This is a genomic window from Caballeronia concitans, from assembly GCF_001544615.1.
In the GTDB taxonomy this organism is placed as follows: Bacteria; Pseudomonadota; Gammaproteobacteria; order Burkholderiales; family Burkholderiaceae; genus Caballeronia; species Caballeronia concitans.
Genome location: NZ_FCNV02000001.1, coordinates 1,272,993 through 1,286,899, shown reverse-complemented (window position 1 = coordinate 1,286,899; position 13,907 = coordinate 1,272,993). Strand labels below are relative to the sequence as shown.

The following is a 13,907-nucleotide window of genomic DNA, read 5'->3' as shown; positions in this document are numbered from 1 at the left end:
GGCAACGCCCGAGGTTCCGCCGTCGGTCAGATCAGAAGATCAAAGAATCACGCGACGGAAGTCCGCCAGAATCCCCGACAGATACGCGTTGAAGCGCGCGGCCTCGGCGCCGTCGATGACGCGATGGTCGTACGACAGCGACAGCGGCAGCGTGAGGCGCGGCACGAACTGCTTGCCGTCCCACACGGGCTTCATCTGGCCGCGCGACAGGCCGAGAATGGCCACTTCGGGCGCGTTGATGATCGGCGTGAAGTTCGTTCCGCCGATGCCGCCCAGCGACGAAATCGAGAAGCAGCCGCCCTGCATCTGATCCGGCTTCAGCTTGCCTTCGCGCGCGAGCTTCGACAGATCCGCCATCTCCTTCGCGATATCGATCAAGCCCTTCTTGTCCGCATCGCGGATGACCGGAACGACGAGGCCGTTCGGCGTATCGGCCGCGAAACCGACGTGGTAGTACTGCTTGAAGACGAGGTTGTCGCCGTCGAGGCTCGCATTGAAGGTCGGGAACTTCTTCAGCGCCGACACGACCGCCTTGATGACGAACGCCAGCATCGTGATCTTCACGCCGGCCTTCTCGTTTTCCTTGTTGAGCTTCACGCGCAACGCTTCCAGCTCGGTGATGTCCGCTTCGTCGTTGTTCGTGACGTGCGGGATCATCACCCAGTTGCGATGCAGGTTCGCGCCCGAAATCTTCTTGATGCGCGACAGCGGCTTCGGATCGACCGGACCGAACTTCGTGAAGTCGATCTTCGGCCACGGCAGCAGACCCAACTCGCCGCCGCCACCGCCAGCCGGTGCAGCCGCCGCGGCGGGCGCCGCGCCCTGACCCGTCATCACGCCCTTCACGAACGCGGTGACGTCGCCCTGCGTGATGCGGCCCTTCGGACCGGTGCCCTTCACGCGCGTGACATCGACGCCCAGCTCGCGCGCGAACTTGCGCACCGACGGCGACGCGTGGCTCGACGTGCGCAAGCCGTCGCCGGCGGGCATCACGGGCGCCTGCGCGAGCGCGGACGGCGCTTCCTTTGCGGCCGATGCGGGCGCGGGCTTCGCGGGCGCATCGGACGGCGCTTCGACCGGCTTCGCGGGTTCCTGCTTCGGAGCCGCTGCTGCAGCAGGCGCGCCGTCGCCGCCTTCCAGCACGAGAATCAGCGATCCTTCGGAGACCGTATCGCCGACCTTGACTTTCAGTTCCTTGACCGTGCCCGATGCGGGGCTCGGCACGTCCATCGTCGCCTTGTCGGATTCCAGCGTGACGAGCGACTGCTCCTTCTCCACCTTGTCGCCGACCTTGACGCCGATCTCGATGATCGGAATGTCCTTGAAGTCGCCGATATCCGGCACCTTCACTTCGACCGATCCGCCGCCGCCCGACGCCTGCGCGGGCTGCGCTTGGGCTTGGGTTTGCGTCTGCGCGGGCGCTTCCTGCTTCGCGGGCGCAGCGGGCGAGGCCGCGCCGTTCGCGCCGCCTTCCAGCACGACGATGAGCGTGCCTTCCGACACGTTGTCGCCGACCTTGACCCTCACTTCCTTGACGGTGCCCGCCGCGGAACTGGGCACGTCCATCGTCGCCTTGTCGGATTCGAGCGTGACGAGCGACTGCTCGGGCTCGACCGTATCACCCACCTTGACCAGCACTTCGATCACGGGGATGTCCTTGAAATCGCCGATGTCCGGCACTTTGACTTCGATCGCTTGACTCATTATTAGTGTCTCCTGGGTTGCACGCGGGCCTCCTTCCGCTTCGGAAAGAGGCCGCGTCACAACGCTCGGGGGCGATGCCTTTAGACGGTCATCGGGTTGGGTTTGGACGGGTCGAGGTTGTACTTCTTGATCGCCTCGGCGACGACCTTGCGCTCGATCGTGCCTTCGTCGGCCAGCGCGTTCAGCGCGGCCAGCGTCACCCAATAGCGGTCGACTTCGAAGAAGTGGCGCAGCGCCTCGCGCGTGTCCGAGCGGCCGTAGCCGTCGGTGCCGAGCACCACGAACTTGTTCGGAACATAGCCGCGAATCTGGTCGACGAGCGCGCGGATGTAGTCCGTCGATGCGATCACCGGACCCTTCGCGCCGTCGAGCAGCTTCGTCACGTGCGGCACGCGCTTCTCGTCCGTCGGATGCAGCAGGTTCCAGCGCTCGCACGCCTGACCGTCGCGGGCCAGTTCGGTGAAGCTCGGCACGCTCCACAGGTCGGCGGAAACGCCCCAGTCGTCCTTCAACAGTTGAGCCGCGGCGATGACTTCGTTGAAGATCGTGCCCGCGCCCATGAGCTGGACGTGCGCCTTGCCCGCTGCGTCGGCCTTCTTGAACGCGTACATGCCCTTGATGATGTCCGAGGCAACGGCATCGCCTTGCGGGATCGCCGGATGTTCGTAGTTCTCGTTCATCACGGTGATGTAGTAGTACACGTCTTCCTGATCCGCCACCATGCGGCGCAGGCCGTCCTGCATGATGACCGCGAGTTCGTAGCCGAACGTCGGGTCGTAGCTCACGCAGTTCGGGACGGACGCCGCCCACAGCAGCGAGTGGCCGTCTTCGTGCTGCAGGCCCTCGCCGTTGAGCGTCGTGCGGCCCGCGGTGCCGCCCAGGAGGAAGCCGCGCGAACGCATGTCGCCCGCGGCCCACGCCAGATCGCCGATGCGCTGAAAGCCGAACATCGAGTAGAAGATGTAGAACGGGATCATGATCTCGCCGTGCGTCGAGTACGACGTCGCGGCCGCGATCCAGTCACACATGCCACCGGCTTCGTTGATGCCTTCCTGCAGAATCTGGCCGGTCTCCGATTCCTTGTAGAACATCAGCTGGTCGGAGTCTTCCGGAATGTACTTCTGGCCGTCCTGATTCCAGATGCCGATCTGGCGGAAGAGGCCTTCCATGCCGAACGTACGCGATTCGTCCGGGACGATCGGCACGATGCGCTTGCCGAGCGCCTTGTCCTTCAGCAGGATGTTCAGAATCCGCACGAAGGCCATCGTCGTGGAGATTTCGCGGCCTTCGCCCGTGCCCTTGAGCAACGGTTCGAACGCGGCGAGCGCCGGCACCGGCAGCGATTCCGCCTTCTCGCGGCGCGACGGCAGATAGCCGCCCAGGTCCATGCGCTTCTGACGCATGTACTCCAGTTCCTTCGAGCCTTCTTCGAACGTGAGATACGGCACGTCGGCGATTTGCTCGTCGGTCAGCGGCAGACGGAACTGGTCGCGGAATTTCTTCAGCGTGTCGATCGGCAGCTTCTTCTGCTGGTGCGTGATGTTCATCGCCTGGCCGTGCTCGCCCATGCCATAGCCCTTGATGGTCTTGGCGAGGATGACGGTCGGCGCGCCCTTCGTCTTGGTCGCGGCGTCGAACGCGGCGTAGATCTTGTGCGGATCGTGGCCGCCGCGATTCAGATTCCAGATGTCGTCATCGGACCAGTCGGCGACGAGCGCCTTCAGTTCCGGCGTGTTGAAGAAGTGCTCGCGCACGAACGCGCCCGACTCCGACTTGTACGTCTGGTATTCGCCGTCGACGACTTCCATCATGCGGCGCATGAGCGCGCCGGTCTTGTCGCGTGCGAAGAGCGCGTCCCAGCGGCTGCCCCAGATGACCTTGATGACGTTCCAGCCCGCGCCACGGAATTCGCTTTCCAGTTCCTGAATGATCTTGCCGTTGCCGCGCACCGGGCCGTCCAGACGCTGCAGATTGCAGTTGATGACGAACACGAGGTTGTCGAGACGCTCGCGCCCGGCCATGCCGATCGCGCCGAGCGATTCCGGCTCGTCCGTCTCGCCGTCGCCGAGGAACGCCCAGACCTTGCGGCCGTCCGTCTTCGCGATGCCGCGCGCCTGCATGTACTTCATGAAGCGCGCCTGGTAGATCGCCATGATCGGGCCCAAGCCCATCGAGACGGTCGGGAATTGCCAGAAATCCGGCATCAGCCACGGATGCGGATACGACGAGATGCCCTCGCCGCCCACTTCCTGGCGGAAGTTGTTCAGTTGCTTCTCGGTCAGGCGGCCGAGCAGGAACGCGCGCGAGTAGACGCCCGGCGACGAGTGGCCCTGCACGAACACGAGATCGCCGCCGTGTTCTTTCGACGGCGCATGCCAGAAGTGATTGAAGCCGACGTCATACAGCGTCGCCGCCGATGCGAACGATGCGATGTGGCCGCCGACGTTGGTGTCCTTGCCCGCGCGCAGGACCATCGCGATGGCGTTCCAGCGCGTGTACGAGCGGATGCGGTGTTCGATGTCCTGGTCGCCCGGAATCTTCGACTGCGCGGCGACGGGGATGGTATTGATGTACGGCGTGTTCGCCGAGAACGGCAGGTGCTCGCCATGCACGCGAGCGAACTCGATTTGTTTCTCGATCAGGTAGTGCGCGCGGTCAGGGCCGACCGCGGAAATCACGCCATCGAGCGCTTCGAGCCATTCGGCGGTTTCCTGCGGATCGTCGTCTTTTGCGTTGGCGACATATTTGAGAACTTCGTCGGGTACAGCGGACATGCTCGTCTCCTGATGTGAGGAACGCTCCTTAAACCGCCAACACACGCCCGCGCGAAAGCACAAAAGCGGGCGCTGGCCGCGTGCCGGCAATTCTAAAGAGGGTCCAGAGCTTGAAGCAAGGAATTTTTCGAATCATGAGAGGCTATCTCACAATGCGGAAAATTGCTGCATTGCACCGTCCGATATAGGTTTTAAGCTCAGATGTTTCTCCTCCTTTTCCTGCAAATCCCTCATTGTTAGCGCTTTTTTACGCCAATTAACAATCGGGTGCTGCGTTACAATCGCTTCCATGTTGACCGACCGGCTGATCAAACGCTCGGCGCGCGTCGTAAAGAAACCTACCGACTCGTCGCCCTCCCGCTGGCACCACGGACCGTGGTGGTCGAATTCCTATTTACTCACGCCGCTCATTTCGATCCTCGTCTTTCTGGTCGTGATGAGTCTGATTCTCTGGAGTTTGAACCGGCGCGAGCAGCAGCAGCAGGAAGACACGCTGTATCGCAACGTCGCGTGGGCTCAACAGCAGATTCGTCTTTCGATGACCGCTGCGCAAGAACAAATCCAGGCCTTGTCGCGCGACATCGCGGGCGGCCACGGCGATCCGCAGAACTTCCAGACGGCATCGACCGACATCATGCAGGGGCATCCCGAGATCCTCTACATGAACTGGTACACGAGCGAGCACAAGCCGCGCTGGCCCAACACGCCGCTGCCCGTGCTCGGATCGCGTCTCGCCAAGCCGAACGACACGCAGATGGACGAAGCCGTCCAGGCCGCGTTCGACGAAGCCCGCAGCACGCGCCGCCAGGTCTATTCCCCCCTTCTTTACGACGACCTCGGCAACGGCTACATCACGCTGCAGACGCCGGTTTTCCGCGACCGCGAATTCCTCGGATCGATCGCCGCCGTCTTTTCGATCGAAGGCATTCTCAAGCATGACATTCCGGGCGAACTGTCGGCGAAATACAAGATCTCGATCACCGATCTGAACAATCGCGAACTCGCCACCACATCGAGCCGGCCGCGCCTGCCGCGCGACATGTTCTACGACCTGCCGCTCGATCCGCCGGGGCAAGGGCTGTCGGTGCGCGTGTACTCGTATCCGCAGCTCACGAACTTCACGAATAACACATTGGTGTGGCTCGTCGCGGGCTTGTCGTGCTTCGTGCTGTGGAGTCTCTGGAGCCTGTGGAAGCACACGCGCCAGCGCTTCGAGGCGCAACAGGCGCTTTACGCCGAAGCGTTTTTCCGTCGCGCGATGGAAAACTCCGTGCTGATCGGCATGCGCGTGCTCGACATGCACGGGCGCATCACGCACGTGAATCCGGCGTTCTGCCGCATGACGGGCTGGGACGAAAGCGATCTCGTCGGCAAGAACGCGCCGTTCCCGTACTGGCCGCGCGACGCGTATCCCGAAATGCAGCGTCAGCTCGACATGACCTTGCGCGGCAAGGCGCCCTCTTCCGGCTTCGAACTGCGCGTGCGCCGCAAGGACGGCTCGTTCTTCCACGCGCGGCTCTACGTTTCGCCGCTGATCGACAGTTCCGGGCGTCAGACGGGCTGGATGTCGTCGATGACGGACATCACCGAGCCCAAGCGCGCGCGCGAAGAGCTCGCCGCCGCGCACGAGCGCTTCACCACCGTGCTCGAAAGCCTCGACGCGGCCGTGTCCGTGCTCGCCGCCGACGAAGCCGAGCTGCTCTTCGCGAACCGCTATTACCGGCATCTGTTCGGCATCCGGCCGGACGGCCATCTGCAACTCGCGGGCGCGGCCTTCGACGGCAGCAGCCACAGTTCGTCCGACACTATCGACATGATCGATACCTACGCGGGCCTGCCCGCCGCCGCGCTCACCGAAAGCTCGGCGGACGCGCAGGAGGTCTATGTCGAAGGCATCCAGAAGTGGTTCGAAGTGCGCCGCCAGTACATTCAGTGGGTGGACGGCCATCTCGCGCAGATGCAGATCGCGACCGACATCACGCAGCGCAAGCAGGCGCAGGAACTCGCGCATCAGCAGGAAGAGAAGCTCCAGTTCACGAGCCGCCTGATGACGATGGGCGAAATGGCGTCGTCGCTCGCGCACGAGCTGAATCAGCCGCTCGCCGCGATCAACAACTACTGCTCGGGCTGCGTCGCGCTCGTGAAGTCCGGCCGCATGACGCAGGAAACGCTCTTGCCGGTGCTCGAAAAGACCGCGCAGCAGGCGGTGCGCGCGGGGATGATCATCAAGCGCATCCGCGAGTTCGTGAAGCGCTCGGAGCCGAAGCGCCAGGCGACGCGCGTCGCCGATATCGTCGCGGATGCGGTCGGTCTCGCGGAGATCGAGGCGCGCAAACGCAAGATACGCATCGTCACCGAGATCCGCTCGCGCATGCCGGTGATCTACGTCGATCCCGTTTTGATCGAACAAGTGTTGGTCAACCTGTTGAAAAACGCGGCCGAAGCGATGCATGATGCGAAACCGAACGCCGTCGATCCGGTCATCCGTGTGGTCGTGCTGCGCACGGACGGCGGCTCGGTGTGCATCAGCGTCGTCGATCAGGGTCCGGGCGTGGACGAAGCCACCGCCGAGCGCCTGTTCGAGCCGTTCTACAGCACCAAATCGGACGGCATGGGCATGGGTCTGAACATCTGCCGCTCGATCATCGAATCGCATCGGGGCCGCCTGTGGGTGGTCAACAATGTCGATCCGGACGGCCATGTGACGGGTGCGACGTTCCATTGCAGCCTGCCGATCGGCGAGGTGGACGGCTCGCACGGTTCGGGTTCCGGCGACGATGCGGACGAAGAACACACCAATACGAGACAACAAACAGTTACGGGAGAACTATGAGCAGTCCAGTCACCACTCAGGAAACCGTCTTTGTCGTCGACGATGACGAGGCCGTGCGTGATTCTTTGCGCTGGCTGCTCGAGGCGAACGGCTATCGCGTGCAATGCTTTTCCAGCGCGGAATCGTTCCTCGATGTCTACCTGCCGATCGCTCATTCCGGCGCCATCGCCTGCCTGATTCTCGACGTGCGCATGGCCGGCATGACCGGCCTCGAACTGCAGGAGAAGCTCATCGCCGAGAATTCGCTGTTGCCGATCATCTTCGTGACCGGCCACGGCGATGTCCCGATGGCCGTCTCCACGATGAAGAAGGGCGCGATGGACTTCATCGAGAAGCCGTTCGACGAAGCCGAACTGCGCAAGCTCGTCGAGCGCATGCTGGAGAAGGCGCGCAGCGAAAGCACCAGCGTGCAGCAGCAGCGCGCGGCCGCCGAGCGGCTCGGCAAGCTGACGGCGCGCGAGCATCAGGTGCTCGAGCGGATCATCGCCGGGCGGCTCAACAAGCAGATCGCCGACGACCTCGGCATCAGCATCAAGACGGTGGAAGCGCATCGCGCGAACATCATGGAGAAGCTGTCGGTGAACACGGTCGCCGATCTTCTGCGCCTCGCGCTGTCGAACAAGCCCCAGCAGTAACGCTTTCTGCGCTTCGTGCGCTGTCCCCCGACGTGGCCGGTTGATCCAACCGGCCACGCTCGTCATTGCTCTCCGGTTTCTTCCCTTCCCCTCCGATACACGCGAGTGACGCAAGCGCGAAACGTGACATTTCGTCTTTCGCGTTGACACCTTACAAGCGCGCCTCGTAAGTTGATCGTGCCCCAACAACGGAGCCGGTCGCGCAAACGTTTCACAGGCAAAGCGCCGATTCCGTCTCGCGAGCGTCGGCCATCTGCCTGGCTTCGTTGCCGCGCCTCGCTTTCCCGTTGCTCCTCTGTTGGCGTCGCGCGAGCCTCCTTGACCGGCGGCCCGCGTTCCGTTATCGCTTTCGCGCGTCAGGCATCACGTACAGGAGACTCAGCCTTGAACAACACACCCACCCTCCGGCTTGCGAACCGCCTGCGCGCGGCGCGCGTGCTTGCGATCGCCGCGACGCTCGCCGCCGCGCCGCTCGCGATGCTTCACGCGCCCACCGCCGCCGCCCAGACGCCGAACAACGCCGCGACCGGCCAGCGCCTGACGAACCAGCAGATCGATGCGCTCGTCGCGCCCATCGCGCTGTATCCGGACGCGCTGCTCGCGCAAGTGCTGATGGCCGCTACCTATCCGCAGGACATCGAAGCTGCCGCGCAATGGTCGAAGGCGAATGCGAACGTGAAGGGCGACGACGCCGTGAAAGCCGTGCAGTCCGAGCCGTGGGACCCGAGCGTGCAATCGCTCGTTGCGTTCCCGCAAGCCCTGGCGACGATGGCCTCGAAGCTCGACTGGACGACGCAGCTCGGCAACGCGTTCATCGCGCAATCGGGCGACGTGATGGACTCGGTGCAGCGCCTGCGCCGCGCGGCCCAGACCGCGGGCAACCTCAAGACGACCGAGCAGCAGAAGGTCGTCGTCGAGCAGAGCACCATTCAGATCGTGCCGGCCAATCCGCAAGTCGTGTACGTGCCGACGTACAACCCGACCGTCGTGTACGGCGCGTGGCCTTATCCGGCGTATCCGCCGGTCTACGTGCCGCCGCCGCCCGGCTATGCGATCGCGACCGGCTTCGCCACCGGCCTCGCGTTCGGCGCGGGCATCGCCGTCGCCAACTCGCTGTGGGGCGGCTGCGACTGGAATCATCGCGACGTCAACGTGAACGTGAATCGCTACAACAACATCAACGTCAATAACCGCATCACGACGAACAACAACAACGTGCGCTGGAACCGCAACGATCCGCAGTTCAACCGGAACACCGTGAACCGGCAGAACCGCGTGAACAACCAGAATCTCGCTGGGGTGAATCGCGATCAGTTCCGCGGGCGCGATCAGGGGCGCGCGCAGGCCGCGCAAACCTTGCAGCAGCGCACGGGGCAGAACATGAATCAATCGGCGAACCAGCGCGTGCAGAACATGCGCCAAGGCGGCGCCGACCGCGTGGGCGGCAACAACGACGTGCATCAGCGCGCGCAGAACGTCAATCGCGACAACGCGCTGCGCGGCGCCGGCGACGGCAATGTCGCGCGGCAGGACATGCAGCGCGGACAGGCGAGCCGGCAGTCGCTCGCAAGCGCGCATCCGAACGCGGGCGGCGGCCTGGGCGCCGGAGGCGGCGGCGTGCAGCACAGCGGCGGAGGCTTCCAGGGCGGCGGTGCGGGAGGCGGCTTTCATGGCGGCGGCGGCGGATTTCGTCGCCGCTGATCCCTTCACCTCTTTCCCAGAACACGCCCGACTCAGGAGCACGAGATGAATCAGAACAGAACGCTCGCCTCATCCAGGAAGCCTTTGCTGCGCGCGGCGCTCGCCGCTGCAGCGCTTTCCCTTACCGCCTCGCTCACGCAGGCGCAGGCCCTTTATCCGACGCCCGAAGCTGCCGCACAGGCGTTGACCGACGCCATCGCGTCCAACAACGAAACCGCGCTCTCCAAAGTGCTCGGCAAGGACCACGCGCGCTACGTGCCGACCGGCAACATCGGCGAGGACGACATTTACCAATACCTTGGCTCGTGGGCGAAGGGACATCGCATCATCGAAGATGCGAAGCCGATCGACGGGCACAAAAGCGCACGTATCGAAACCGGCGACAGCGGCTGGACGCTGCCGATTCCGCTCGTCGATACCGGCAAGGGCTGGCGCTTTGACATGCCCGCCGCGCGCGATGAACTGCTGACGCGGCGAATCGGCCGCAACGAGCGATCGGTGATGCACGTCGCGCTCGCCTACGTCGATGCGCAGAACGACTATCGCAAGCTGATGAACCGCTACGCCGACCGCTTCGTGAGCACGCCCGGCAAGCGCGACGGCCTCTACTGGGACACCGCGCCCGGCGAACCGGAAAGCCCGCTCGGGCCCCTCGCGGCGACGATGCCCAACAAGACGCACCCGGGCGACGCCTACTACGGCTATCACTACCGCATCCTCACCGCGCAGGGCCCGAAGGCGAAGGGCGGCGCGAAGAACTACGCCGAAGGCGGCGCGCTCACGCAGGGCTTCGGCATGATCGCGTGGCCGGCGAAGGTCGGTGAAACCGGCGTGATGACGTTCATGGTCAACCAGGACGGTCAGGTGTACGAGAAAAACCTCGGCCCGGCGACGTCGCGCATCGCGGCATCGATCAAGTCCTTCGATCCGGACGCCTCCTGGCAGCCCGTTTCTCCCTGAACCGGGTCACTCCCCGGCCGCCGGACGCTGAAAAGCGCCCGGCGGTATAATCTCGCCCTTCCCCAAGGGCGCAACCGTGCGCCCACGATGTCCGCCCGCAGCCCGCCTGCGCATGCGGCCTCGCCAATTCACGCCACCCGGCCATCCTCACTGATTCGCCATGACTGCCCAACTCATCGACGGCAACGCCCTTTCCAAGACTCTCCGCACCGATGTCGCCGCGCGCGCCGCCGCCCTCGCCGCTCGCGGACACAAGCCGGGCCTCGCGGTCGTGCTCGTCGGCGACAATCCGGCGAGCGAAGTCTATGTGCGCAACAAGGTCAAGGCGTGTCAGGACAACGGCCTGCACTCGGTGATGGACCGCTTCCCCGCGTCGCTGTCCGAAGGCGAACTGCTCGCGCACATCGACAAGCTGAACGCCGATCCCGCCATTCACGGCATTCTCGTGCAACTGCCGCTGCCGGCGCATATCGACAGCCACAAGGTCATCGAAGCGATCGCGCCGGAGAAGGACGTCGACGGCTTTCACGTCGCGAACGCGGGCGCGCTGATGACCGGCAAGCCGCTCTTTCGCCCGTGCACGCCGTATGGCGTAATGAAGATGTTCGAGGCGCACAAGATCGATCTCGTTGGCGCGAACGCGGTGGTCATCGGCCGCTCGAATATCGTCGGCAAGCCGATGGCGCTCCTGCTGCTCGAAGCCGGCGCGACCGTCACCATTTGTCACAGCAAGACGCGCGATCTCGCGAAGCACACGCGCGACGCCGATGTCGTCGTGGCCGCGGTCGGCCGCCGCAACATCCTGACCGCCGACATGGTGAAGCCGGGCGCGACGGTCATCGACGTCGGCATGAACCGCGACGACGCGGGCAAGCTGTGCGGCGACGTGGATTTCGCGGGCGTGGAGGAAGTGGCCGGCTACATCACGCCGGTGCCGGGCGGCGTCGGCCCGATGACCATCACGATGCTGCTCGTCAACACGATCGAAGCCGCCGAGCGCGCCGCATCGGCCTTAAGCGCGACGGCTTAATCATCTCCTTAAAAACAATCGATTGGATTTTGGCCCCGCCGCCCCAATAATGTCCTGAGAAGCATTGGGACACCAAGCGGCGCGGGCCTCGGCATTGCTGGCCCGTCCCGCGCTTCACTGAACACGAACTGGGAGAGCCATGAGCGATACCACCGCAGCCACGCCGACCGCAGCATCCAATCCGCTGCTCGATTTTTCCGACTTGCCGCGCTTCGGCGACATCAAGCCCGAGCATGTCACCCCGGCGCTCGACGTGCTGCTCGCCGCGGCCAAGGACGCCGTCGATCGCGCGAGCGCGCCCGCGACGCCCGCCACGTGGACGGATGTCGTCGAGACGGTCGAGCGCGAATCGGAAAAGCTCTCGCGTGCATGGGGCATCATCGGACATCTGAACGCGGTTGCCGACACGCCCGAACTGCGCGCCGCCCATGCCGAAAATCTGCCGCGCGTCACCGAATTCTCCGCGAGCGTCGGCCAGAATCTCGCGCTTTACGAGAAGTACAAGGCGATCGCCGCGAGCGACGAGTTCGCCGGTCTCTCGCCGGAACGCAAGAAGATTCTCGAAAACTCGCTGCGCGATTTTCGTCTGTCCGGCGCCGAATTGCCCGAAGACCGCAAGCCGCGTTTCGCGCAATTACAGGAAGAGCAAGCCGCGTTGTCGAAGGCGTTCTCGGATCACGTGCTGGATTCGACCAATGCGTACGCATACATCGTCACGCAGCAAAGCGATCTCGCCGGCCTGCCCGACGACGTGATCGAAGCGGCGCGCGAAGCCGCTCAACGCGACGGCAAGGAAGGCTGGAAGTTCACGCTGCACTTTCCGTCGTATTTCCCGGTGCTGCAATACGCGGAGCATCGGCCGATGCGTGAGGCGATGTATCGCGCGTACGTCACGCGTGCGTCGGAACTTGGCGAAACGTACGGTCACGGCAAGGCCGAGTGGGACAACACGGAGAACATCGTCGAGCATCTGAAGCTGCGTCTCGAAGAAGCGCGCACGCTGGGCTATCAGAACTTCGCGGAAGTGTCGCTTGCGCCGAAGATGGCGGAGTCGCCGGCGCAGGTCATCGCGTTCCTGGAAGACCTCGCCGTGCGCGCACGTCCCTACGCCGAGAACGACTGGATGGAACTGCGCGCATTCGCCGCCACCGAACTCGGCATGCCCGAGCTTCAGCCGTGGGATGTCGCGTTCGCGGCGGAACGTCTGCGTCAGAAGCGCTATTCGTTCTCCGAGAACGAAGTGAAGCAGTACTTCCCGCAGGAAGCCGTGCTGAAGGGTTTGTTCAAGGTCACCGAAACGCTTTTCAACGTGTCCATTCGTCGCGATGAAGCCGCCGTGTGGAATCCCGATGTGCGATTTTTCCGCGTGGAAAACAAAGACGGCTCGCTCGTCGCGCAGTTCTATCTGGACCTGTACGCGCGCGAAGGCAAGCGCGGCGGCGCCTGGATGGATGACGCCCGCGCGCGCCACAAGCGCAGCGAAGGCGGCGTGCAGACGCCGGTCGCGTATCTCACGTGCAACTTTTCCGCGCCGGTCGGCGGCAAGCCCGCGTGCTTCACGCACGATGAAGTCATCACGCTGTTCCACGAGTTCGGGCACGGGCTGCATCACATGCTGACGCGCGTCGATGAACTGGGCGTGTCGGGCATCAACGGCGTCGAGTGGGATGCAGTCGAATTGCCTTCGCAATTCATGGAGAACTTCTGCTGGGAGTGGGACGTGCTGACCGACATGTCCGCGCACGTCGACACCGGTGCGCTGCTGCCGCGTGAACTCTTCGACAAGATGCTCGCCGCGAAGAACTTCCAGAGCGGTCTCGGCACGCTGCGCCAGATCGTCTTCTCGATGTTCGACATGGTGCTGCACACGTCCTACTATCCGGCAAACGCCACGCAAAACGTGAACGACCTCGCGCGCGAGATCAACGAGAAGTTCCACGTCATTCCGCAGACGCCGTTCTCGCGCTGGCCGAACACGTTCAGCCATATCTTCGCGGGCGGCTATGCGGCGGGCTATTACAGCTACAAGTGGGCCGAAGTGCTGTCCGCCGATGCCTACGCCGCGTTCGAAGAAGCCGCGAAGGCCGCGAACGGCTCGGTGCTGGATGCGGAAACGGGCACGCGTTATCGCCGGGAGATTCTCGAAGTCGGCGGCAGCCGTCCCGCGATGGATTCGTTCAAGGCGTTCCGCGGACGCGAGCCGAACATCGACGCGCTCTTGCGTCATAACGGCATGGCCGGGCAGACGCTGCACTGACCTTCGATGCTTC

Annotated in this window: 8 protein-coding genes; 6 read left to right on the top strand and 2 right to left on the bottom strand. The window is 64.1% G+C overall.

Translation table 11 applies throughout. The annotated features are described in order from the left end of the window. Nucleotides 1-39 precede the first annotated feature (39 nt). The gene (aceF, locus tag AWB72_RS05910; protein ID WP_040048789.1) at nt 40-1,704 is read right to left on the bottom strand and encodes a dihydrolipoyllysine-residue acetyltransferase; all 1,665 of its coding nucleotides are present in this window, start codon (nt 1,702-1,704) and stop codon (nt 40-42) included. A gap of 80 nt (nt 1,705-1,784) precedes the next feature. Further along, nucleotides 1,785-4,478, bottom strand: coding sequence for a pyruvate dehydrogenase (acetyl-transferring), homodimeric type (gene aceE / locus AWB72_RS05905; protein ID WP_040048790.1), 2,694 nt, complete (start codon nt 4,476-4,478; stop codon nt 1,785-1,787). Nucleotides 4,479-4,767: 289 nt separating this feature from the next. On the opposite strand from aceE, the gene fixL reads away from it, so the two are divergent. The 6 genes from fixL to AWB72_RS05875 all read left to right on the top strand — a co-directional run bounded on the left by fixL (nt 4,768) and on the right by AWB72_RS05875 (nt 13,894). Next, nucleotides 4,768-7,311 (top strand): oxygen sensor histidine kinase FixL, encoded by a 2,544-nt coding sequence (fixL, locus tag AWB72_RS05900; RefSeq protein WP_040048791.1) that lies wholly within the window; start codon nt 4,768-4,770, stop codon nt 7,309-7,311. Then, nucleotides 7,308-7,946 (top strand): oxygen response regulator transcription factor FixJ, encoded by a 639-nt coding sequence (gene fixJ, locus AWB72_RS05895; protein WP_035961041.1) that lies wholly within the window; start codon nt 7,308-7,310, stop codon nt 7,944-7,946. Before fixL ends, fixJ begins: the two co-directional genes overlap by 4 nt. Nucleotides 7,947-8,423: 477 nt before the next feature. Further along, the gene (locus AWB72_RS05890) at nt 8,424-9,647 is read left to right on the top strand and encodes a DUF3300 domain-containing protein (protein ID WP_084592729.1); all 1,224 of its coding nucleotides are present in this window, start codon (nt 8,424-8,426) and stop codon (nt 9,645-9,647) included. Between the two features lie 45 nt (nt 9,648-9,692). Beyond that, the gene (locus tag AWB72_RS05885) at nt 9,693-10,607 is read left to right on the top strand and encodes a DUF2950 domain-containing protein (protein WP_143754580.1); all 915 of its coding nucleotides are present in this window, start codon (nt 9,693-9,695) and stop codon (nt 10,605-10,607) included. Nucleotides 10,608-10,767: 160 nt separating this feature from the next. After that, a complete protein-coding gene (folD, locus tag AWB72_RS05880; RefSeq protein ID WP_040048792.1) occupies nt 10,768-11,637 on the top strand; it encodes a bifunctional methylenetetrahydrofolate dehydrogenase/methenyltetrahydrofolate cyclohydrolase FolD in 870 nt (289 codons plus the stop codon). 139 nt (nt 11,638-11,776) lie between these two features. Next, complete coding sequence (locus AWB72_RS05875) at nt 11,777-13,894, top strand: M3 family metallopeptidase (protein ID WP_040048793.1); 2,118 nt, start codon at nt 11,777-11,779, stop codon at nt 13,892-13,894. Nucleotides 13,895-13,907: the final 13 nt, after the last annotated feature.

What these genes read in the sequence shown, in the direction of transcription:
- aceF (WP_040048789.1), bottom strand. Translation starts at nt 1,704, where the DNA reads ATGAGTCAAGCGATCGAAGTCAAAGTGCCGGACATCGGCGATTTCAAG.
- AWB72_RS05890 (WP_084592729.1), top strand. Translation starts at nt 8,424, where the DNA reads ATGCTTCACGCGCCCACCGCCGCCGCCCAGACGCCGAACAACGCCGCG.
- AWB72_RS05885 (WP_143754580.1), top strand. Translation starts at nt 9,693, where the DNA reads ATGAATCAGAACAGAACGCTCGCCTCATCCAGGAAGCCTTTGCTGCGC.
- aceE (WP_040048790.1), bottom strand. Translation starts at nt 4,478, where the DNA reads ATGTCCGCTGTACCCGACGAAGTTCTCAAATATGTCGCCAACGCAAAA.
- AWB72_RS05875 (WP_040048793.1), top strand. Translation starts at nt 11,777, where the DNA reads ATGAGCGATACCACCGCAGCCACGCCGACCGCAGCATCCAATCCGCTG.
- fixJ (WP_035961041.1), top strand. Translation starts at nt 7,308, where the DNA reads ATGAGCAGTCCAGTCACCACTCAGGAAACCGTCTTTGTCGTCGACGAT.
- folD (WP_040048792.1), top strand. Translation starts at nt 10,768, where the DNA reads ATGACTGCCCAACTCATCGACGGCAACGCCCTTTCCAAGACTCTCCGC.
- fixL (WP_040048791.1), top strand. Translation starts at nt 4,768, where the DNA reads ATGTTGACCGACCGGCTGATCAAACGCTCGGCGCGCGTCGTAAAGAAA.